This is a genomic window from Thermostichus sp. OS-CIW-26 (genome assembly GCF_054058395.1).
In genome coordinates this window covers 39,961-58,696 of the sequence record NZ_JBSSAG010000016.1, presented here as the reverse complement: position 1 = coordinate 58,696, position 18,736 = coordinate 39,961, and the positions used below count along the sequence as shown (strand labels likewise).

The following is an 18,736-nucleotide window of genomic DNA, read 5'->3' as shown; positions in this document are numbered from 1 at the left end:
CAGCCGATAAACACGAATCTGTCGCGCTTGAGCCAGTCATCGACGATGTCGAACCATCCTCGCTCCTGACGCACGCGCCCTACCGCTATGGTCATCTGAACTACTCCTTAAAGACATCTAAATGAATGAGGACATTAATGAAACTACAAAGTTTGCTTCTTCGAAGCAGGAGCGGAGCCTAGGTATAAAGACTCAACTCCTGGGTCTTTTGCCTCAGTTTCCTTGAACGGCTCTTTGGCAAGAACTGCTCAGGAGTTTCCCGTTAAGTCAGGATCCCTAGCGCTTCAAGACCCTACTTAGAACCGTTTCCACAACTCGCGAGGCCCAACGGGCCATTCGAGAGCCACCAAACAAGCTTTACGGCTGTAGGCATTACAATTTAGCCTATGCCGGTAAAGACTTGTAAATTGCTTTCATTATAGAGGCGGATAGCCGGATCTCATCAAGTCTGGGAGAACGACTGTTTTTCGAGGAGTTGGGTTTGGGCCGCTACACCCTTGGAGTGAAGGCCAGGGCTTGGGATCCGATATCCTGAGAAGGCGATGTATCCCATTTGCGAGGAAGCTGAATCTATGGCTGGCGAGATCTTCACCATTGCTGGACTCTGCATTGTGCTGACCCTGGTGGGCGTGGCACTTGGATATGGGATCCTAAGGGTGACCCAAGGGGGGGCAGAGTAAAGCTGTCGAGGATTTCTCCCGGGCCCGGTATCGGGCCTTGTTACAGCTCCATGTCAATTCCATGTCAATTGGCCACCTGGATATGAGGTGGGTGGCGGAAAGATGATAGACTCATGAAGATTTGTATCGTTGGCGCCGGGGCGGTGGGAAGTCACTTGGCCATATGCCTGGCTCGGTCTGGCTTTCCCGTCAGTGTCGTGGCCCGTGGAGCTCACCTGCAGGCCATCCGCACCCAAGGTCTGAAGCTCATCCGGCAGGGGGATCCCTCCCAAACCTGGGTGGAGCACTTGACGGCCACCGACGACCCGGCTGCCCTGGGCCCACAGGACTGGCTGATAGTGACGGTCAAGGCCCACAGCTTGCCGCAGCTTGCCCCTCGACTGGGATCCCTGTGTGGCCCCGACACCCCCATTGTGATTGCCCAGAATGGTATCCCCTGGTGGTACTTTTACCGGCATGGGGGCGAGTTTGAGGGGCATTCCCTGACTTCCGTGGATCCAGAAGGGGTTATCGCTGCTCATTTGCCGATAGAGCGGGTGATTGGCTGTGTGGTGTACATTGCCGTGCAGTTGGCAGAGCCAGGAGTGGTCTTGCACACAGGGGGTGGGCGCTACATTCTGGGGGAGCCGGATGGATCCCTGTCAGGACGGCTGCAGTCCTTGGCCGCCATCTTTGAACAGGCGCAGCTTTCCACCACCCTCACCTCGCAGATTCGGGCCGAGATCTGGCAGAAACTGTGGGGCAATGCCGCCTTCAATCCCATCAGCGCCCTCACCCGGGCTGCTCAAGATGAAATTGCCCAATACCCACCCACCCGTGCTTTGGTTCGGTCGGTGATGCAGGAAGTTGAGGCTGTAGCTCAAGCTCTAGGGATCCGGCTGCCGGTCTCTTTGGAAGAGCGGCTAGAAGATGCAGCCCGCGTGGGATCCCATCGCACCTCGATGCTGCAGGATATTGAGCTGGGGCGACGGACGGAGATCGAGGCCATTGTGGGAGCCATCACCGAGTTGGGGCGTTTGGTGGGGGTGCCCACTCCCCATTTGGATACTCTGTATGCTTGCGTCAAGCTGCTGGAGCGCTCTCTTTAGGCTCTTGCAGGGAGCGGTAGGGTCGCTACCGAACGGCAGAGAAACGATTCGTTTGCTGGATCCCAGGCTCCCCCCTGGGGAAGTGGCTCGAACTCTAGAATGGCTGTAGCCTCGAACTGACGAGGAAGCTGAAGGTAGCTGTCCATTTTTCTCCGACTCAACCCAACTGAAATCACAGCATTTGAATTAGCAAATGATGCTTGAAAACTCCATCGTGCTCATCACCGGAGCCAGTAGCGGCATTGGGGCCGCTTGTGCCACCCTTTTTGCCCGTTCTGGAGCCCGCCTGATTCTGGTGGCCCGCCGTCAGGATCGGCTGCAGGAACTGGCTGGGGAATTGCAGCAGGCTTACGGCACTCCTTCCTACCTGCTGGCTTTGGATGTGCGGGATGGGGCAGCCGTGCAGCAGGCGCTTCAATCTTTGCCCTCGCCGTGGGCCAACATCGACATCTTGGTCAACAATGCAGGTTTAAGTCGTGGCTTGGACAAGCTCCACATGGGGGCCTTGCAAGACTGGGAAGAGATGATCGATACCAACCTCAAGGGGTTGCTCTATGTTACCCGCGCCGTTTTGCCCGGCATGGTGGAGCGAGGTCGAGGCCATGTGGTGAACATCGGCTCCATTGCCGGTCGGCAGACCTACCCAGGTGGCGCTGTGTATTGCGCTTCTAAGGCCGCCGTGCGGGCCATCTCCGAGGGGCTGAAGCTGGATTTACTGGGCACCCCCATTCGCGTCACCGAGATTCAGCCGGGCCTGGTGGAAACCGAGTTCAGCCAAGTGCGCTTCCGTGGGGATCGCGCCCGTGCGGCAGCAGTGTATCAGGGCCTCACCCCCTTGACGGCGATGGATGTGGCCGAGGTGGTGGTGTTTGCGGCAACCCGTCCCCCCCACGTGAACATCAGCGAGATCTTGCTTGTGCCCACCGACCAAGCCAGTACCACCCTCGTACATCGTCGATAAGAGGCCGGCAACCGGGCTTTCGCCTCCACTCTTGCTTCCCTGAGCGACAATGGCAGCAAAGGTGGTGGGAACATGGGACTGGAAGCCGGGATCCTGATCGGGTTGGGAATCGGTTTGCTTTGCACGTTGCTCCTGCTGTGGCAGACTCGGCGCCGTTTCAGACGCGAATTGCAGCGGTTGGGATCCCTGGTGCATCTGGCCATGCCCCTCCACTCCCTGGAACAGATGCTCAGCTTGCTCAGCCGTTATCTTCGCCAACAAGATCTGGATTGGGCCAACCAAAAACAGCAACTGCAAAACTGGCAATACCTGAGTCAGCGGCTCCCTTGGGGATATCTGCGGGTAGACGAAAACAACGTGGTGCTGGAGTGCAATCCTACCGCCCAGCGCCTGCTGCGCATCAGCCAATGGCAGCCGGGCATCAAGCTCTTGCTGGAATGGGTGCGCTCCTATGAGTTGGATCAGCTCATCGAGGCTACCCGCCGACAGGAGACCGCTGCTCCTGTCCAAAGTCGCGAATGGATTTTCTACCCTTCCGGTGGGGATGGCAAACCGATTCCGCTGCGGGCTTGGGGGTTGCTCCTGCCGCAAGCGCACGTGGCCATTTTTTTAGAAGACCGGCTGGAAGCAAAAATGCTGGCCCAACAGCGGGATCGCTGGGCTTCGGATGTGGCTCACGAGCTGAAAACCCCCCTCACCTCCATTCGCTTGCTGGCCGAAACTTTACAAAGCCGGGTCGATGCCGCTCAAGCAGTCTGGGTGGAACGATTGCTAAATGAAACTCTGCGCCTGAGCCATTTGGTTCAAGACTTGCTCGAACTCAGCGCCCTCAATTTGGGAGCCGCATCCCGCTCTCAGTGGCGCTGGGTGGATCTGGCAAGTCTGGTGCAGGAAGCCTGGCAAAGTGTAGAGCCGTTGGCCAAGCCTCGACACCAGGAACTGCACCTGAGCGGATTGTCCCAGATTTACCTCTGGGGAGATGAGCAACGCCTATACCGCCTCATCCTCAATCTCTTGGACAACGCCGTCAAGTATGGCAAGCCCGACTCTCCTATCCATGTGGTGCTTTCGGAGCAGGGATCCCAGGTGCAGTTAGAGGTGTACGACCACGGCCCCGGCCTGCCAGAAGATCAATTTGAGTTGGTCTTTCAGCCCTTTTACCGCACCGACACTGCGCGGGCCCGCAGCAAAGGCGGAACCGGCCTAGGGCTGGCAATTGTGCGACAAATTGTCGAAGTTCACGGGGGCACCATCCAACTGCGCAATCACCCACAAACCGGTGGGCTGTGGGTTCAGGTGGAACTGCCCCGGAAGCACTTGGATCCCTTGTGAAGCCTATCCGAAAACGCTCGCATCAGTGGCCTGCAGCCGGAGTCTGGCCGAGAATCGCTCAAGATTTCCCTGCTGCAGGGCTATCCATCTCAGGGGTGATCCCCTAGAATTGGGGTAGGTAATCTTTACAGTTCATCTTAAGCAGGCATTCGGAATGGGTACTGACTATCATTCCGCAGACTTGTTGTCCGAACGGGAGCTGCAGGTCATTGAGTTGATTGCAGCAGGACTGACCAATCAGGACATCGCGGAACGCCTAGAGATCAGCAAGCGCACCGTTGACAATCACATTAGCAACATTTTGAGCAAGACCCGAACGGCAAATCGGGTGGCCTTAGTACGCTGGGCCTTGCAATGGGGAAAGATTTGCCTGGATCAGGTAAACTGCTGCACTTTGGTCGATGACAAAATTGCTTAGTCCCATCCCATTTTGCCGGTCAAGTGTCCAGCTAAAGAGTGTTGAGCGGGGGGGTTTTGGTGACTGTATTGCCCAGAAGTTATAGTCATTTCAATGAGGAATGAAACTGTTCCGTTGCAGTGCTTCCTAGCTCTTCTCTCTCTTAGGGAGAGGGATTGGGGGGCTCGCGGAAGTGATGCGGAGCATTTGGGCGACACCGCGGAGTAGTTAGGAAGCGTCTTAATCTAACTTGAAGTGACTATACTTGAGTTGTTTTGAGCTACGTTGATTGGGTTGTCATACGTGAGCGTCCCCAAGCTGAAACGCTACGCTGTTCGCTACGATTCTATGCCCCTGATGGTTTATCGGGAATTGGCTGCCCATTTGGCTTGTGTTTCAGGGGTAGAAACGGAGCTAGAGTGGAAAAAAAACTCCACCTTTCGCTACCAAGACAGCCAAATAGAGGCATTGCATATTCATCAAGAACCCGATGCCGACATAGAACAAATTAAGCGTATTCTTGACCACTATGGAGCGTGGCAGTATAGCCCCTTAGAAGACTAGCTCTCTCTGCAACCCAAAAGGGATCCCCAGGGATAGGGATCCCCGGATGATTCCTCTGCAAGGTCTGGGAAAAACCAGTTCAGCGAGCAGCTTGGCCTTGGGCAGGCAGGTGCAGCTTACGAGCCAGGCCCAATCTCGCCAACAGCCAAATGGCCCAGTAGGTCATGTCGATCTCCCACCAACGCAAACCGGCCTTAACGCACTTCGGGTCGGCATGATGGTTGTTGTGCCAGCCTTCACCATAGGTTAGAATGGCCGCCCACCAAAGGTTACGGGCATTGTCGTTGCTCTCGAAAGTCCGGTAACCCCAGAAGTGGCTGGCCGAGTTGATTAACCAGGTGCAATGCAGCAGCAGCACTGTCCGCACAAAGATACCGTACACGACGAATGACCAGCCCCCCAGCAGGTAGAGTATTGCAGCCAACGGCAGTTGCAAAAGCAGAGCATACCTATCCAGCCAGCGGTAGAAGGGATCCCGAGCCAAGTCGGGCGCAAAGGCAAAATACTTCTCAGGGTTAAAAAATTCTTCGCGGTGGTAGATCAGCCAGAGCACATGGCTCCACCAAAAGCCCTTACGAGCAGAATAGGGATCCCTCTCCTCATCTTCGGTGAAGGCGTGATGCTGACGGTGGCCACCCACCCAAAAGATCGGCCCCCCTTGAACGGCCAGGGCACCGAGAGTTGTGAAGACATATTCCAGCCACTTGGGCACCTGGAAACTACGATGGCTGAGCAGGCGGTGGTACCCCAAGCAGATGCCCAAGCTACCGAAACACCAGTGGAGAAACAGGGCTACCCCCAGAGCAGGCCAGGAGAAGAAGAAAATGCCTCCCACCAGGGCCACCACGTGAAAAATGGCAAAGAAGAGCACATGTTCCCAAGCAAACCGAAAGGACTCTTGGGGCTCGGGCCGATTGAGCGGAGCGGGATGATTCAGCGATTGGCGAGAAAAAGAAGTGGTCATGAACCCACAAAACCTCAGAAGAAGAAGTAGACTAGACTGACTAGGAAAGAGCCAAAACACAAAGCCCAAGTTAAGGCCGCCGGATAACAGCGGCCCAACGTGAAAACGGAGTCAAGCCCCTGAAGACACCGCCATAGCCAGCGGTGACTTGCTATGTGCTCCGCTGTGATGAACTTGGCTACACAGGAAGAAGAGGAGCAGAGGCAACGCTGCCGACATCCTCTCGCTTGACATTAAGCCTAGCGGTATTCCACCGTAAATGCAAGCGTCACTTGCAGCCCGCCGCAATTCTTCAGGTTTTCTCCTCACTATGGCACGTCCTTCTTCTCGGCAAAGGCTGCTGAATGCGGCTCGGGAGCTGTTCGTTCGTCAGGGCATCACCCAGACCACCACCCGTCAAATTGCGGATTTGGCCGGAGTGAATGAGGTCACCCTGTTTCGGCACTTCGGCACCAAGCAAGGGTTACTCCTGGCCGTATTTGGGGAGCTGGGGGTCTTTTCCGGCATAGCCGATCTGCCCCTGAAGGCGGATCCCGCCCCCTCTCAAGGCTCTGGGTTACAAGCCATTCTCCTGCGCTACGTCCACACCTGTTTTCGGGCTTTGGCCGACAATCCTGAGCTGGTGCGCTCCCTGGTCGGGGAGGCCGGTCTTTATTCTGAGGAGCATCGTCGCGCCTTGCGGATGGGTTTTTCTCAGGCCCAAGAACAGCTGACAGAGTATTTGCGGCGATTTCCCAACTCTGAGTTGCAATCTGTCGAGCCGGATCGCCTTTATGCAGCCGTTGGGGTTTTGCATGTAATGATTTTGGGAGCAGCAATGCTGGCGGTAACTGCCGAGTTGCCTTCCGTTGGCGCCGACGGAACCGAGCCCTCTGTTGAGGGGCAGCTATCGGATGAAAAATCTAAAAAATCAGAGAAAGGCGCCGAAACCGCCAGGATCCCCCCCCTTCTGCAAGCCTGCGTGGAGCTGTGGATGGCAGGCGTGACCAGAATGACAGAACCTACGCCGTAGCGCAGCCACCCACAATTGGACAAGGCTCTCCAAGTGCCCTAGGTGGGCATGCGATACAGCTTCTCCCAACGACACACTGACTACGGCCAATAAATAGCCCCAGACCACAGGGATCCCGGCAACCTGCAGAACTCCCGTGAGCTCGGAACAAACTCTCTCTGTGTGCAAATAGATGTGCAAACAGGTAGATGTGCAAGTAGAAAAGAGAGGAGGTTGTAAGCCGGGTTCTGTAGTGCAGAGTTGCACTGGCGATCATCTATCTGGGAGTGATGTTACCATCACCCTCTAGCGGCTCACCACCATCGAGAGCACCCTTCCCCACTTTGGGTACCGTGACCTCGATGCAACCGACAGGGGCGAAGAACAGCCATAGTCCTGCGGCTGCGGCCTTGCTTTCCACCGGGGTTTACCGAGCCAACGCCTCACGACGTTGCTGGTGGGCTCTTACCCCACCTTTGCACCCTTACCTGTGCTGGGATCCCAGCCATCGGCGGTATGTTTCTGTGGCACTATCCTCGCGGTTACCCGCACTGGGCTTTCCCCAGCGGTGTGTTCTTCTGAAAGCCCGGACTTTCCTCATCCCGCTGTCTGGTGGCGACAGCAAGGACGCGATCGCCTGCCCCTCCTCTCTCTTCAGCTCGATCCTACTGCATCTCCCAAACCTAGAAAATCCCGGAAATCGGTACAAACTCCACGTGATCGGGAATGTTGGGGGCCAGGTGTAAGATTTGCCGGTTCAAATCCATCACCACAGCCGCTACGCTTTCGGTGCGATCCCAGGCGGGCAGATGGGGATCCGGATAGCGGCAGATGCAGTGGGGGGCATTCGTCCGGTCCTGTAGGATTTTTTGAAGAGCGATCGCGTCTAGGGTTCCCGTTTGAGCACTCTGGCGAAGCAAATGATAGGCCCGTTCTAGCCTTGTGGAGGATCCTATATGGGGGGGCAGCTCATCTTCTCGCAAGGCCGGATCCAGGAAATGATTGGTGTGGGCGAGGATCCCTCCTTGAGGGAGATGCAGGCCAATTCCTCGTGGACTGATTTCAAAGCTGGTCGCCTTAGCGGGCTGTAGGCCTACCGCCTGTCCTGCGGTACCCGCAACGCTGACACAAGAGGAGGCGGTGTAGGGGTAGGATCCCACCCTCTCCACAGCTTGCTGCCACTCCTCACACTCCAACAACAAGCGCAATAGCAAATGCACCGGCATTCCCTCGGTTTGCCCATCTAGGGTAGAGCGCAAGAGGTTGAGGGCTACGGCCAACCCTGCTTGATTGAGGCCAATTTTGGCCAGGATCCCAGCTTCGGTCAGGGTGAGGTAGGCAGGGTGGGTATCGGAGTGAACGCACAACAGCACACAGGCCCTGCGCTGCTCCCCAAGCCAATCCCAGGTTTGGGCCAAGTAGGTGTGGTGGGTGGAGGTAGCCTGGGGCAAGGCCGCTAGGGTAGTACATTCTCCCCCATCTGACTTGGCTGGGTTTGGATCGATGAGTTTCTCCATTGCCTTGCATTCATGAGCAGGATCCGGTGGGTGCTGGGGTACTCCGTTTTGGAGATTGTGTTCCAGAGCAGCGGCGCAGTCGGGATGGGATCCACCGACAACCGATCTGGATAAAATTTCGGTGCGCAAATTGAGGGCCAGAATCTCGGCAAAACGGAAGCCACTCCCCGCGGCAATGCCTTGGATTTCTTCCAGCAGGTGGGGCACGTGGCGCTCTAGCCAGGGCAGGGATCCCTCTGCTTGGGTCTGGGCCTGCTGCCAGGTGAGACCACAGCGGTAGGCAAATTGGCGGGCGTAACTAGCAATGCTGTGGCGAATGAGTTGGGCCGCCTGGGATCCATACTGTTGGCCTCGTTGTTGGGGATCCCCCTGCAGATGAAGAATGGGGAACATGGTGCTGGTTTGCCCGTGACCTCAATAGGTGGGCAGGGAGGGATCCACCTCACAAGCCCAAGCGTGAATGCCGCCGCTGATGTTATGAACCTGAGTGAACCCGTTGGCCTGTAACCACCGGCTCATCTGAGCAGAGCGGAGGCCATGATGACAGAGCACAAAAGTTGGCTGATCTGGATCCAGCTCTGTGAGGATCCGTTCCCTCCATTCCTCGTACTGGCTCAAGGGGTAGTTGCGAAAGCCCAGGGCATTTAAATTCACCAGCTCCAGCTCTGCCGGTTCCCGCACATCGATCAATTGCAGAGGGCCGGCCTCGGGATCCTGTAGGTATTGGGCCATCTGTTGTGGTGTAATGGAGCGAATGGAGAAGGACATCGCCAACTCTGGTCTACAGGGATCCCTTTTCAAGATACACCGGCTCAGCAGCTGCCCTGAGACTGCCCGCAAAGGTTAAGATGTCACCCTGATTTGGGCTTAGCCTGGGTATGGCTGTGCAACGCTTTTTGATCGACACGGATACGGCGGGAGATGATGTTACCTCGCTGCTCTTTGGGCTGCTCTGGCCCAACAGCATCCTACAGGGCTGCCCGCCGGGGTGAGTTTCATTCGAGATCCCTTTGCGGAAGTGCCCAAACCCGCCGATTATGCCAGCATCTGCAGCGGAGATACCCGTCCGCTGTTCTTTATCGGTGTGGATGCTAACCAAAACTACCTGGGGGATACCGATAACAACCCTGCCACCCTCAACCACGGTCTCACCTCGATGCTGAAGCGGGTGGATATGGCCACCTATGAAGTGATTCGCAGCGTGGTGGAAGGCAACTTTAAGGCAACTTTGTCGGCGGCATTCAAACCTTTGGCCTGGAGAACGAGGGTGTGGGCTATGCCCTGGATGAATACAACCAAGCCTTGCTCTCAGCGGATTTGGTGGCTGCTGTGGAAGCGGTGAAGCAAGACATCCTCGCCGGAACCCTCGAAGTACCTGAAGAGCGCTAGATTTTTGAGATTTTTGTTGCCGATTGATTGCGGATCCCTGGCGAAGCCTTGACTAAACAGAGGATCCATCAGAGGATGCTTTTGCTGAGGGCATTGGATCGCAACTTGGCCATCTGCACTTTGACCTCGTGGCAGTTGTTTGTTGCTCTTGTTTGTTGCTGTAACAACCTTAACCGCTAAGCGCTTGTAAGGAGCTTTCCACCTATGCTTGGCCAAGTATCCAAGTCTGGTTGGGGGATCTGTTCAGCCTTGCTGCCTCTGTTGGCGGGGGTTGCCCTCGGCTGTGGGGGTGGCGGCGGCAGTTCTCCACCTCTTCCTCCGCCAGGTGGCGGGCCCATCATCCTGAGAGTGGATCCGGCCAGTGGCCCCTTTACCAAACTGGCAGACGCAGTTGCAGAGGCGCAGCGACTTCAGACTGCCACAGCCGGCCTGGAGGTGCTGATCGAGATTTTGGGGACGGGCAGGGAAACTTTGCAAAGCAACCTGGCCCTGGATGGCGGCGATGGCACCAACGGCGGTCGCATTCGCATCACCAGCTCCACCGCCTATGAGATCCTGACCGGGCTCTTTGACGTGATTGTAGCCGGCCAAACTAGCCTGCAAGGGGTAGAGGTCGTGTTGGAAGGTGGAAAGATTCAGGTCAACGGTGGCACCTTTCAGCCGAGCAAGGTCACCCTCAACGACCCCCGCTCCAACATCTTGGTCAACGGCAATGCTGCAGTTCTGGAGGGGGCCTTGGGTCAGTTAGCCCAGATCTTGTGCCAGCAATTTTTGGATCCCTGTGTGCAGATCTCCGGAAACAGTCGAGTCAGCGGCATTTCGTCAATCGTTAGCAAAACAGGCGGGGTGGGCATAGGCACAACACCAGGAAGTAACCCAACCCTCGAGAACAACACGATTCTCTTACAAGCTTTAGGGACTTTGGCTGTTCGCTACAGCGACAACTCCGGCGGGATCTTCCGCAACAACCAAATCGAAGGGGATCCACCTACCGCTGGGGCTGGCTTAGTGCTGCAGGCTCGGCAAGCAGGTAGGAGCGGCACTACCGGGATTCAACTGGATGGGGCAGGCTCAATTCCATCCATTCAATCCAACAGGATCGGCGTGGGTGGGATAGCCGGGAGCGTCGGCATTCGCATCTTGCAAGGAACACAAGCCCGTACCCTTTCTGGAAATACATTTCTGGCTCGGGGCGAGGGCAGAGGGATAGCAATTCAAGCGGCCCCCGGCACCCCAGATGTGGTGATTGCAGCCTACCTAGCCGGCAATGCCTTCCAGGGGAACTTTGCTGAGAGAGTTGCTGTGGGACTCTTCACACCCACACCTGAGCCAACGCCTTCTCCCACCCCGACGCCTACACCCGTGCCCACACTTAGGCCGACGCCTTCTCCCACCCCGACGCCTACACCCGTGCCCACACTTAGGCCGACGCCTTCTCCCACCCCGACACCTACACCCGTGCCCACACTTAGGCCGACGCCTCCTTCCACCCCGACGCCTACACCCACGCCCATACCTTCTGGCCCAAGGATCACAATCCCTGGCTTACCTGCAGCTGCAACGGTAACTATTACTCAGGCAGACGGCACAGTTATTGCCACTTCCACATCGGTGTCTGGGGATGTCGTCACCTTCCCGGCTCCGTTTATCCTTCCCTTTGGCGGTCAGGTTCGTATCACCCCTGCTGTCCCTTCCCCAGCGCCCATCACAGTGGGAACCATCACCCTTAGCACCTTCGACAACACAACTAACCCTGGCAGCACGACTTATTTCAACCTTGGACCTAGCATTCCCGTAAACTAGCTTTTGTCTGTGTTTAGGCGATTGGTTTTCCTTTGGCTCAAGGTTTCTCAGGCGTGGAAGGCTACCCTTTTGAAATGTGAGGATGCTGTGGGTATTTCTGTGCCGTTTCTTCCCCTGGAGACTTAGCAGTTGCCCTGCCGCCGGGTTTTGATGTCCCTTTGGGTACCTACCATATGGGTGACCCTGCCTTTCGGTTTCCCTGAAGGGGGGTTGGCAAACCTTGCAAGCAGCTTTGGCTCTTAATTTCGTTTTCTTGTTAGAGATTTGCGATGGCTACCTACAACCCTAGTTGCAGCCAGCGTTCTTCGCTAGCCTCCGTGCTTCTAGCCTCCTTCCTAGTAAGAGGGGGCGGCTGCCTGTTCTTTTTCTTCCGAACCCTATGATGAAACTGTTTGAACGTTGCTCCCAGTCAACTGCTTCCATTCGCTTTACCATAACACTTCGCAAACAGTTCGCAGGAGCGGAATTGTCGCCCAAGCCTTTAGCGGGTTAGCCGCCTCAGGGGAATCTGCGGGTAAGTTCACACTCTCTTTGCCCCTAGGGATAGGTCTCTCCACCAGCAATCTAGGCCGTTGGCTGTTCCGACTACTCCACTGCAGCTTTGGCTTCCTTCTCTTTGGCTGCCTTGGCAGCGCGCATTTCCGCCAAAATCTCTTCGGGTCGTTTACCGGCACGCTGGGATCCGGCAGGTAAGTCGTGGGGATCGATTACCCCTTTGGGCAGATAGGCAAATTCTCGCAAGGGGGTCACCATCGGGTCTTCGGTAACTTTAGAGGGCAGACGGCCCATCGCCACTTGGTGGTAGTTGAGGTCATGGCGGTCGTAAGTAGCCAACTCATAATCCTCGGTTACCGAGAGACAATTGGTGGGGCAAAACTCCACACAATTGGCACAGAAAATGCACACTCCAAAATCGATGCTGTAGCTGTAGAGCTCCTTTTTCTTCAGCTCTGGGTTGTAGGCCCAATCCACCACCGGCAGATCAATGGGGCAAACCCGAACGCAGATCTCGCAGGCAATACACTTATCGAACTCGAAGTGGATGCGTCCCCGAAAGCGCTCAGAGGGGATCAGCTTTTCGAAGGGGTATTGCACGGTTACCGGGCGCCGGCCCATGTGGTCGAAAACCACTCCCATGCCTTGGCCGATGTACTTGGCGGCTCGAAAGGCATCACCCACATATTCTTTGACACGCTTGAGAAACGTCATGGCCTCTGTTCTCCCTCTCTTGCCTGTTTACTTCTCATTCAACCCCCAAAAAAGGAGGGGAAGGCGAGTTTTAGGGCTGCCGTCAGCAGCAAGTTGACAAAGGATACAGGCAGCAAAAACTTCCACCCCAAGTCCAGCAGTTGGTCAATGCGCACCCGTGGCAAGGTCCAGCGCAGCAGGATGGCCAAGAAGATGAAGATAAAAGCTTTGACCATCGTCATGACAATGCCCAAGGCCGCCGCGCCGATCTGCAAGAAAGGGTTATCCAAAGGAATCCCGGCAAGTGCAGCAATCGTTTCCACCGGCACCACGAACGACCAGCCCCCCAAGTACAGCACCGCTGCAATGAGGGAAGCCAGCAGCAGGTTGGCGTAGGATCCCAGATAAAACAGGGCAAACTTCATGCCGGAGTACTCCGTTTGGTAACCGGCCACCAGCTCTTCTTCTGCTTCCGGCAAATCGAACGGGATCCGCTCCGTTTCCGCCAGAGCCGAGATCAAGAAAATCACAAAGCCAATGGGCTGCCGCCACACATTCCAGCTCAAGATGCCCAGGCCACTCTGCTGTTCGACGATCCCCACCGTGTCCAGACCGTTGCTCATCAACACCACGGCCAACACCGACAGGGCCAACGGCAGCTCGTAGCTAATCGACTGGGCCGCTGCGCGTAGCCCCCCTAGCAAAGAGTACTTATTGTTGGAGCCGTAGCCCGACATCAACAAACCGATGGGTTGCACGCTGGAGGTGGCGATCAGGAAGAACACGCCAATGGCAATGTTGGAGATCAATAGGTTCTGGCCAAAGGGAACCACCAGGTAGCACAAAAAGACGGGCAGGAAAACCAATATCGGCCCCAGCGTAAACAAGACTGGGTCGGCCAAGATGGGCAGAACATCTTCTTTGGTCAGCAGCTTGATGCCATCGGCAATCGGGATCAGCACCCCCTGAGGGCCGGCCATGTTGGGGCCAATCCGCTGTTGGGCTGCTGCCGAGATCTTGCGCTCCAGCCAGGTCATGACCATCACCCCCAAGGTGGCGGCGATGATCAGCAGCAACATCGGCAGGGGCATCCAGAGGGCATGGGCTGCACCTGCTCCCAAGCCTAGGTTCTGTAGGGCAGTCTCGAAGCCAAGTTGTAGGTCGATACCAGCGTTTGTCATGGGGGTGAGTAGCTCCCTAGAGATGGCGGGTTGGGTAGGGTTTGGGATCCCTGTAGCTAAGTTTTCCCGTTGGGATCCGATTGAGGGGGACGGTTGCGGCGGCGTAGCTCCTGCTGGATGATGGCCTGAAGGCGAGCATCAGATAGCTCTTCCGCGCGGCGGCGCCTTTCCTCTTGGTACTTAGCCCATTGCTTGGGGCCGATAACCGCAGCAATGACAGACACAATCAACAGCGGCAGAACCAAGATCGCCCAGGCCATCGCCTTTGTCCTCGCTTTCCGTAAGTATCTTAGCGATTCCTAGCGATCCACCTCGCCCATGATGATGTCAATGCTGCCGAGGATGGCGATCATGTCGGCTACCTTCATGCCGCGAATGAGCTGAGGCAGTACCTGCAAATTGACAAAGCCGGGGGGGCGGATCTTCCAGCGCCAGGGGCAAACGTTGTCGTCTCCCACGATGTAAATGCCCAGCTCTCCTTTGGCGCTCTCCACCCGCACGTAGGCTTCCCCTTTGGGGATCTTGAAGTTGGCCGAAGGCTTTTTGCTGATGAACTGGTAGTCGCCTTTGTTCCACTCCGACTTCGGCCCCTCCAGCATGCGCTTGGCTTCTAGGTTTTCAAAGGGGCCGCCCGGCAGAGCCTTCACCGCTTGCTGCACGATCTTGCAGGACTCGCGCATCTCTTTCATGCGCACCCGATAGCGGGCTAGGCAATCCCCTTCGGGATAAACGGCCACCTCCCAGTCGAAGTCGTCGTAGCATTCGTAGTGATCCACTTTGCGCAGATCCCAGTTGACGCCACAGGCCCGCAGCATGGGACCCGACAGACCCCAGTTGATGGCGTCTTGCTTGGAGATGGCTCCCACCCCTTCCAGCCGCCGGCGGAAAATCGGGTTGTCGGTAACCAGCCGCTCGTATTCATCCACTTTGGGCAAGAAATACTCGCAAAAGTCTAGGCATTTTTCCGTCCAGCCGTAGGGCAAGTCCACCGCCACGCCGCCCACCCGGAAATAGTTGTTGTTGATCAAGCGCATGCCGGTGACGGCTTCAAACAAGTCTAGGATCCACTCCCGCTCCCGCATGGCGTAGAGGAAGGGGGTTTGGGCGCCCAAATCCGCCAAGAAGGGACCAAACCAAAGCAGGTGGTTGGTGATGCGGGTCAGCTCCAGCATGATCACCCGCAGGTAGCTGGCCCGTCTGGGCACGCTGATCCCGGCCAGTTTCTCAACGGCATTGACGGTAATGGCCTCGTTAAACATGCCGGCCCCGTAGTCCCAACGGGAGACGTAGGGCAGGTATTGCACCACCGTGCGGTTTTCGGCGATTTTCTCCATGCCGCGGTGCAAGTAGCCGATCACCGGTTCGCAATCGACGATGTTTTCACCATCTAGGGTGACCAGCAAACGCAAAACCCCATGCATAGAGGGATGGTGCGGCCCAAAGTTGAGCAACATCCGGTCGGTACGGGTCTCGATCATGGGCATGGGCATAGCCGCCGCCTCCGCAACTGAAGAATGTTCATGGTCTGCAACATTTGCAGTATAGCGGTTTTCTTCTGCCTTCTCGGGATCCCATGCCATCAAGGATCCCAATCCTCGATATTGAAAATCTCCAGGGGAACTCAACTAGAGTGAGAGAAAAAGGAGGGAGACCGATGGCTATATCCCGTTCACCCGCGAATGGCCCATCCCGGAGAGAGCAGCAACATCCGCAGTATGCCACCGACCGGGCTGTGCTCGATGAGCTGATGGTGCAGGCTCAGGAGAGGCCCCTCTCGGATTGGGTACTGGCGGAAGTTGCCCGTTTGCGCATCCGTTACCACGGTTTCCCCGGCGCCTGGGATCTGCAGCGGGATTTGGATCAAATCCTGGAACAGTGGGGCCTGAGCGAAGAAGAGCTGTTCGCCCGGACTCGCCAGATCCATGCCCGCGGCCAGGTGTACGACCGCAGCTTTAGCACGCGAGACGACTGGGCCTAGAGGCAGGCTGGGGGGCGGGATCCCTCACCCCCATCCCCTCTCCCTCTGGGAGAGGAGAGCCCGCCGCTACCTAAGAGACGTGAAGTTGCTCGGCAAAGACGGGATCCAAAGGCACATCTAGGGCGGCAATCACCTTAGTCCAGAAGTTCATAAAGCCAATCCAAGCCGATAGCTCCACCAGATCTTCATCTGACCAAATGGCTTTTAGCTGGGCAAAGAAGCTATCGGTGACCACCATGCTGGGCACGGTCATCCGCTCGGCGTACTCGATGGCCAGCTTCTCCGCTTCGGTGTAGAGGGTGCTGGTGCGGGCCTGGGCCACCGCCGCAATTTTGGCCGGGGTAGCTCCGTACTTTTGCGCCTGCAGGGTGTGGTAGGGAAGGCAGTAGTGGCGGCAGCCGTTGATTTGGGCAATGCGGATGCTGACCAGCTCCTTCAGCTCTTCAGGCAAGTTGGGGTTTTGGGTGTGCAGCGCCCCGTACAGGTTCATCACGGCTCGCATCAGTTGGGGCTTGTGGGCCATCACCTGCAAGGGGTTCAGGGCGGTGCCGTAGGTTTTTTCCAGGCTTTCGTAAACCTTTTGCAGTTGCTTATCGGCTTTCTCTGGGGTAACAGGAGGGATCCGCATGGACAGTCTGTAAAATTGCAGCATTCTCGACTTTAGCGCGTCTGGGGGATCCGCCCAAGCCTGAGGGGGATTCACAGCCTTGGTGAGTGATCCCTTCTCCCGTTGAGAAGGGGGCCCCCGTTGAGAAGGGGGCCTTGGTCTTTTGGTTTCGTTCCAGACACTCCTGCAGGGCTTGCAACCTGTCAAGGATTGCCCAAGGATTGCTCAACGGCTTCCACCCGCTGCTGGGTGGCGGTAGCCCCTTGGTTGAGGGTTTGCTGCAGTTGATCCCGCGATTGGTAAATCTGCAGCGGCCCACCTTGAGGGATCCCTTGCTGGGCAGCTTCTGGGCTGGCTTGCTCTGGTCTCGGCTCCGAACTCAGCGGGTTGCGATAGAGGCGGTTAACCAGCAAAAATCCCACCAGCACCACAGCAGTTGCCACCAAAAGCCGAACCATACTCGGATCCCTTGCAAGCATCTGGTTCTAGAATGCCCAAAAAGAGGAGCAGGTATCCGATGTCGGGCAAAGTTGCGCAAACTTCCCAGCCGGTACGGGTTGGCATTGGCGGCCCGGTGGGATCTGGAAAAACCGCTTTGGTGGAAAAGCTCTGCTTGGCGCTGCGGGACCACCTGTCTTTGGCGGTGGTGACCAACGATATCTATACCCGCGAGGATGCCGAGTTTTTGGTGCGGGCCAAGGCCCTGGAGGCAGAGCGGATCATTGGCGTAGAGACCGGCGGCTGCCCCCACACCGCCATTCGGGAAGATGCCTCCCTCAACCTAGACGCCATTCAGGAGCTGGAGCGCCGCTTTTGCCCCCTGGATCTCATCTTGGTGGAATCGGGGGGGGGACAACTTGGCAGCTACCTTCAGCCCGGAGCTGGTGGACGCCTGCATTTACGTCATCGACGTGGCCGAAGGGGACAAGATCCCGCGCAAAGGCGGGCCGGGGATCACCCGCTCCGACCTGCTGGTGATCAACAAGATCGATCTGGCTCCCTATGTGGGAGCAGACTTGGGGGTGATGGAACGGGATGCCCGTCGCATGCGGGGAGATAGGCCCTTTGTCTTTACCAACCTGCGCACGGGCGAGGGGCTGGAGCAGGTTCTCAGTTGGCTGGAGCGGGAGGTGCTGTTTCGCCCCATCAAGGCCGACCCCCCTCGGTGAGCCGCCTGTGAACTTCGGTAAGGCCATCTTGAAGGCAACCCGCCGAGGCGACCATACCCACATTTGGGAGTATTCTCAGGCTCCCTTGCAATGGCTGGGATCCCCTGGGGAGCCACCTGTGTACTACCTGCGCAACCCCAACGGCGGCCTGCTGGGTGGGGATCGCCACCGGATCGAGATCGGGCTGGGGCCAGGCTCGGCGCTGGAAATTCGCACCCAAGGGGCAATGCGGCTACATCCCGGCTTGATTCGGCAACAGGTCAAGGTCAAGCTGGCCCCCACCAGCCAGTTGATCTGGATCCCTTACCCGACCATTCCGGGGGCAGGGGCAGACTTTCGCCAGCAGGTGCAGATCGAACTGGATCCCACAGCCCGCCTGGCCTATGCCGAGATCTGGACTGCCGGACGGCTGGCCATGGACGAACGCTGGCAGTTTGAACATCTTGCCAACTGCTTGCAAGTTTGGGTCACTGCTGGGATCCCATCCTCCCCCGAGGGGAGAAAACTCTGGCTGCAGGAACACATGGATCTGCACTTTCCCCATCGGCAGGTCTCCGCCGCGTCAGTGCTGGGATCCCATCTCTGTTGGGGATCCCTGTACTTGCTGGGGGATTGGCCGGAACCCACTTGGCTGACCGTTCACATCAGCGGGACAGAGCCCCTACACTGGCTGGTCAAGTCTCCGGATCCCATCTGTAAGGGTTGGATTCTGCGCCAGGTGGGGCCACAGGCAGAGGCCATTTGGCGGCATTTTGGCCAGGTTGCACTACAGCTTGCTCAAGCCAAGGGTGGCTCACCCCAGGGGTGGTAGACTAAGGCTGACTCAAACCAACTGGTTGACCCAAGGCCGAGACGGAGTCCTTTGAACGCTGCTCAACGGATTCTCAGCTAGAAATCGCAGGAGCCCCGCACTGTACCCGTAGGGTC

20 protein-coding genes, 1 other RNA gene and 1 pseudogene are annotated in these 18,736 nt (G+C 57.1%); 12 read left to right on the top strand and 10 right to left on the bottom strand.

What is annotated here, in order from left to right; all coding sequences use genetic code 11:
* The first annotated feature begins 572 nt into the window (after positions 1–572).
* The 6 genes from petM to ACVW0C_RS08360 all read left to right on the top strand — a co-directional run bounded on the left by petM (position 573) and on the right by ACVW0C_RS08360 (position 5,022).
* Positions 573–680 carry a cytochrome b6-f complex subunit PetM gene (gene petM, locus ACVW0C_RS08385; RefSeq protein WP_414329137.1) on the top strand — a complete coding sequence of 36 codons (108 nt, stop codon included), beginning with the start codon at positions 573–575 and terminating at the stop codon, positions 678–680.
* Between the two features lie 113 nt (positions 681–793).
* Positions 794–1,768: a ketopantoate reductase family protein gene (locus ACVW0C_RS08380; protein WP_414357946.1), complete on the top strand. Its 975-nt coding sequence runs from the start codon at positions 794–796 to the stop codon at positions 1,766–1,768.
* A 193-nt stretch (positions 1,769–1,961) separates the two neighbouring features.
* On the top strand, positions 1,962–2,729 hold the full coding sequence (locus tag ACVW0C_RS08375) for an SDR family oxidoreductase (RefSeq protein ID WP_011432494.1): 768 nt from the start codon (positions 1,962–1,964) through the stop codon (positions 2,727–2,729).
* Between the two features lie 72 nt (positions 2,730–2,801).
* Positions 2,802–4,061 (top strand): sensor histidine kinase, encoded by a 1,260-nt coding sequence (locus ACVW0C_RS08370; RefSeq protein WP_457384895.1) that lies wholly within the window; start codon positions 2,802–2,804, stop codon positions 4,059–4,061.
* Positions 4,062–4,215: 154 nt separating this feature from the next.
* On the top strand, positions 4,216–4,479 hold the full coding sequence (gene pedR, locus ACVW0C_RS08365) for a photosynthetic electron transport-dependent transcriptional regulator PedR (protein ID WP_011432496.1): 264 nt from the start codon (positions 4,216–4,218) through the stop codon (positions 4,477–4,479).
* A gap of 282 nt (positions 4,480–4,761) precedes the next feature.
* Positions 4,762–5,022 carry a hypothetical protein gene (locus ACVW0C_RS08360; RefSeq protein ID WP_238376896.1) on the top strand — a complete coding sequence of 87 codons (261 nt, stop codon included), beginning with the start codon at positions 4,762–4,764 and terminating at the stop codon, positions 5,020–5,022.
* Positions 5,023–5,101: 79 nt separating this feature from the next.
* On the opposite strand, the gene ACVW0C_RS08355 is transcribed toward ACVW0C_RS08360, so the two are convergent.
* Complete coding sequence (locus tag ACVW0C_RS08355) at positions 5,102–5,986, bottom strand: acyl-CoA desaturase (protein ID WP_414329132.1); 885 nt, start codon at positions 5,984–5,986, stop codon at positions 5,102–5,104.
* A 310-nt stretch (positions 5,987–6,296) separates the two neighbouring features.
* On the opposite strand from ACVW0C_RS08355, the gene ACVW0C_RS08350 reads away from it, so the two are divergent.
* Entirely contained in the window at positions 6,297–6,998 is a 702-nt protein-coding gene (locus ACVW0C_RS08350; protein ID WP_414329131.1) for a TetR/AcrR family transcriptional regulator, read from the top strand.
* Between the two features lie 200 nt (positions 6,999–7,198).
* Here ACVW0C_RS08350 and rnpB read toward each other — a convergent pair.
* The 3 genes from rnpB to ACVW0C_RS08335 all read right to left on the bottom strand — a co-directional run bounded on the left by rnpB (position 7,199) and on the right by ACVW0C_RS08335 (position 9,262).
* Positions 7,199–7,628: RNase P RNA component class A (rnpB, locus tag ACVW0C_RS08345), an RNA gene on the bottom strand.
* Positions 7,629–7,660: 32 nt separating this feature from the next.
* The gene (locus tag ACVW0C_RS08340; protein WP_457384894.1) at positions 7,661–8,887 is read right to left on the bottom strand and encodes a C45 family autoproteolytic acyltransferase/hydolase; all 1,227 of its coding nucleotides are present in this window, start codon (positions 8,885–8,887) and stop codon (positions 7,661–7,663) included.
* 21 nt (positions 8,888–8,908) lie between these two features.
* On the bottom strand, positions 8,909–9,262 hold the full coding sequence (locus ACVW0C_RS08335) for a rhodanese-like domain-containing protein (protein WP_414522943.1): 354 nt from the start codon (positions 9,260–9,262) through the stop codon (positions 8,909–8,911).
* 220 nt (positions 9,263–9,482) lie between these two features.
* Between ACVW0C_RS08335 and ACVW0C_RS08330 the strand changes: the two genes are divergently transcribed.
* Both ACVW0C_RS08330 and ACVW0C_RS08325 read left to right on the top strand, forming a co-directional pair.
* Positions 9,483–9,836: a hypothetical protein gene (locus ACVW0C_RS08330; RefSeq protein WP_049749562.1), complete on the top strand. Its 354-nt coding sequence runs from the start codon at positions 9,483–9,485 to the stop codon at positions 9,834–9,836.
* A 296-nt stretch (positions 9,837–10,132) separates the two neighbouring features.
* Entirely contained in the window at positions 10,133–11,686 is a 1,554-nt protein-coding gene (locus ACVW0C_RS08325) for a right-handed parallel beta-helix repeat-containing protein (RefSeq protein WP_457384893.1), read from the top strand.
* 585 nt (positions 11,687–12,271) lie between these two features.
* Here the strand turns inward: ACVW0C_RS08325 and ndhI are convergent.
* The 4 genes from ndhI to ACVW0C_RS08305 are packed head-to-tail and all read right to left on the bottom strand — an operon-like array spanning position 12,272 to position 15,539.
* Entirely contained in the window at positions 12,272–12,895 is a 624-nt protein-coding gene (gene ndhI / locus ACVW0C_RS08320) for an NAD(P)H-quinone oxidoreductase subunit I (protein ID WP_414344323.1), read from the bottom strand.
* A 38-nt stretch (positions 12,896–12,933) separates the two neighbouring features.
* A complete protein-coding gene (nuoH, locus tag ACVW0C_RS08315; protein WP_457384892.1) occupies positions 12,934–14,055 on the bottom strand; it encodes an NADH-quinone oxidoreductase subunit NuoH in 1,122 nt (373 codons plus the stop codon).
* A 56-nt stretch (positions 14,056–14,111) separates the two neighbouring features.
* On the bottom strand, positions 14,112–14,315 hold the full coding sequence (locus tag ACVW0C_RS08310; RefSeq protein WP_011432507.1) for a hypothetical protein: 204 nt from the start codon (positions 14,313–14,315) through the stop codon (positions 14,112–14,114).
* A 39-nt stretch (positions 14,316–14,354) separates the two neighbouring features.
* A complete protein-coding gene (locus tag ACVW0C_RS08305) occupies positions 14,355–15,539 on the bottom strand; it encodes an NAD(P)H-quinone oxidoreductase subunit H (protein ID WP_041437160.1) in 1,185 nt (394 codons plus the stop codon).
* 170 nt (positions 15,540–15,709) lie between these two features.
* On the opposite strand from ACVW0C_RS08305, the gene ACVW0C_RS08300 reads away from it, so the two are divergent.
* Positions 15,710–16,033 (top strand): DUF3288 family protein, encoded by a 324-nt coding sequence (locus ACVW0C_RS08300; protein WP_414383787.1) that lies wholly within the window; start codon positions 15,710–15,712, stop codon positions 16,031–16,033.
* A gap of 70 nt (positions 16,034–16,103) precedes the next feature.
* On the opposite strand, the gene ACVW0C_RS08295 is transcribed toward ACVW0C_RS08300, so the two are convergent.
* Together ACVW0C_RS08295 and ACVW0C_RS08290 are read right to left on the bottom strand one after the other, a co-directional pair.
* Positions 16,104–16,661, bottom strand: a complete 558-nt coding sequence (locus ACVW0C_RS08295; RefSeq protein ID WP_414374758.1) for a carboxymuconolactone decarboxylase family protein — start codon at positions 16,659–16,661, stop codon at positions 16,104–16,106.
* Between the two features lie 182 nt (positions 16,662–16,843).
* A complete protein-coding gene (locus tag ACVW0C_RS08290; RefSeq protein ID WP_457384891.1) occupies positions 16,844–17,098 on the bottom strand; it encodes a hypothetical protein in 255 nt (84 codons plus the stop codon).
* Between the two features lie 59 nt (positions 17,099–17,157).
* Here ACVW0C_RS08290 and ureG point away from each other — a divergent pair.
* A pseudogene (gene ureG, locus ACVW0C_RS08285) lies at positions 17,158–17,809 on the top strand (urease accessory protein UreG).
* 7 nt (positions 17,810–17,816) lie between these two features.
* On the top strand, positions 17,817–18,620 hold the full coding sequence (locus ACVW0C_RS08280; protein ID WP_457384890.1) for an urease accessory protein UreD: 804 nt from the start codon (positions 17,817–17,819) through the stop codon (positions 18,618–18,620).
* Positions 18,621–18,736 lie beyond the last annotated feature (116 nt).

Excerpts from the sequence above, each read along its gene's own strand:
- petM (WP_414329137.1), top strand. The coding sequence starts at position 573 with ATGGCTGGCGAGATCTTCACCATTGCTGGACTCTGCATTGTGCTGACC.
- ACVW0C_RS08380 (WP_414357946.1), top strand. The coding sequence starts at position 794 with ATGAAGATTTGTATCGTTGGCGCCGGGGCGGTGGGAAGTCACTTGGCC.
- ACVW0C_RS08375 (WP_011432494.1), top strand. The coding sequence starts at position 1,962 with ATGATGCTTGAAAACTCCATCGTGCTCATCACCGGAGCCAGTAGCGGC.
- ACVW0C_RS08370 (WP_457384895.1), top strand. The coding sequence starts at position 2,802 with ATGGGACTGGAAGCCGGGATCCTGATCGGGTTGGGAATCGGTTTGCTT.
- pedR (WP_011432496.1), top strand. The coding sequence starts at position 4,216 with ATGGGTACTGACTATCATTCCGCAGACTTGTTGTCCGAACGGGAGCTG.
- ACVW0C_RS08355 (WP_414329132.1), bottom strand. The coding sequence starts at position 5,986 with ATGACCACTTCTTTTTCTCGCCAATCGCTGAATCATCCCGCTCCGCTC.
- ACVW0C_RS08350 (WP_414329131.1), top strand. The coding sequence starts at position 6,297 with ATGGCACGTCCTTCTTCTCGGCAAAGGCTGCTGAATGCGGCTCGGGAG.
- ACVW0C_RS08340 (WP_457384894.1), bottom strand. The coding sequence starts at position 8,887 with ATGTTCCCCATTCTTCATCTGCAGGGGGATCCCCAACAACGAGGCCAA.
- ACVW0C_RS08335 (WP_414522943.1), bottom strand. The coding sequence starts at position 9,262 with ATGTCCTTCTCCATTCGCTCCATTACACCACAACAGATGGCCCAATAC.
- ndhI (WP_414344323.1), bottom strand. The coding sequence starts at position 12,895 with ATGACGTTTCTCAAGCGTGTCAAAGAATATGTGGGTGATGCCTTTCGA.
- nuoH (WP_457384892.1), bottom strand. The coding sequence starts at position 14,055 with ATGACAAACGCTGGTATCGACCTACAACTTGGCTTCGAGACTGCCCTA.
- ACVW0C_RS08310 (WP_011432507.1), bottom strand. The coding sequence starts at position 14,315 with ATGGCCTGGGCGATCTTGGTTCTGCCGCTGTTGATTGTGTCTGTCATT.
- ACVW0C_RS08305 (WP_041437160.1), bottom strand. The coding sequence starts at position 15,539 with ATGCCCATGATCGAGACCCGTACCGACCGGATGTTGCTCAACTTTGGG.
- ACVW0C_RS08300 (WP_414383787.1), top strand. The coding sequence starts at position 15,710 with ATGGCTATATCCCGTTCACCCGCGAATGGCCCATCCCGGAGAGAGCAG.
- ACVW0C_RS08295 (WP_414374758.1), bottom strand. The coding sequence starts at position 16,661 with ATGCGGATCCCTCCTGTTACCCCAGAGAAAGCCGATAAGCAACTGCAA.
- ACVW0C_RS08290 (WP_457384891.1), bottom strand. The coding sequence starts at position 17,098 with ATGGTTCGGCTTTTGGTGGCAACTGCTGTGGTGCTGGTGGGATTTTTG.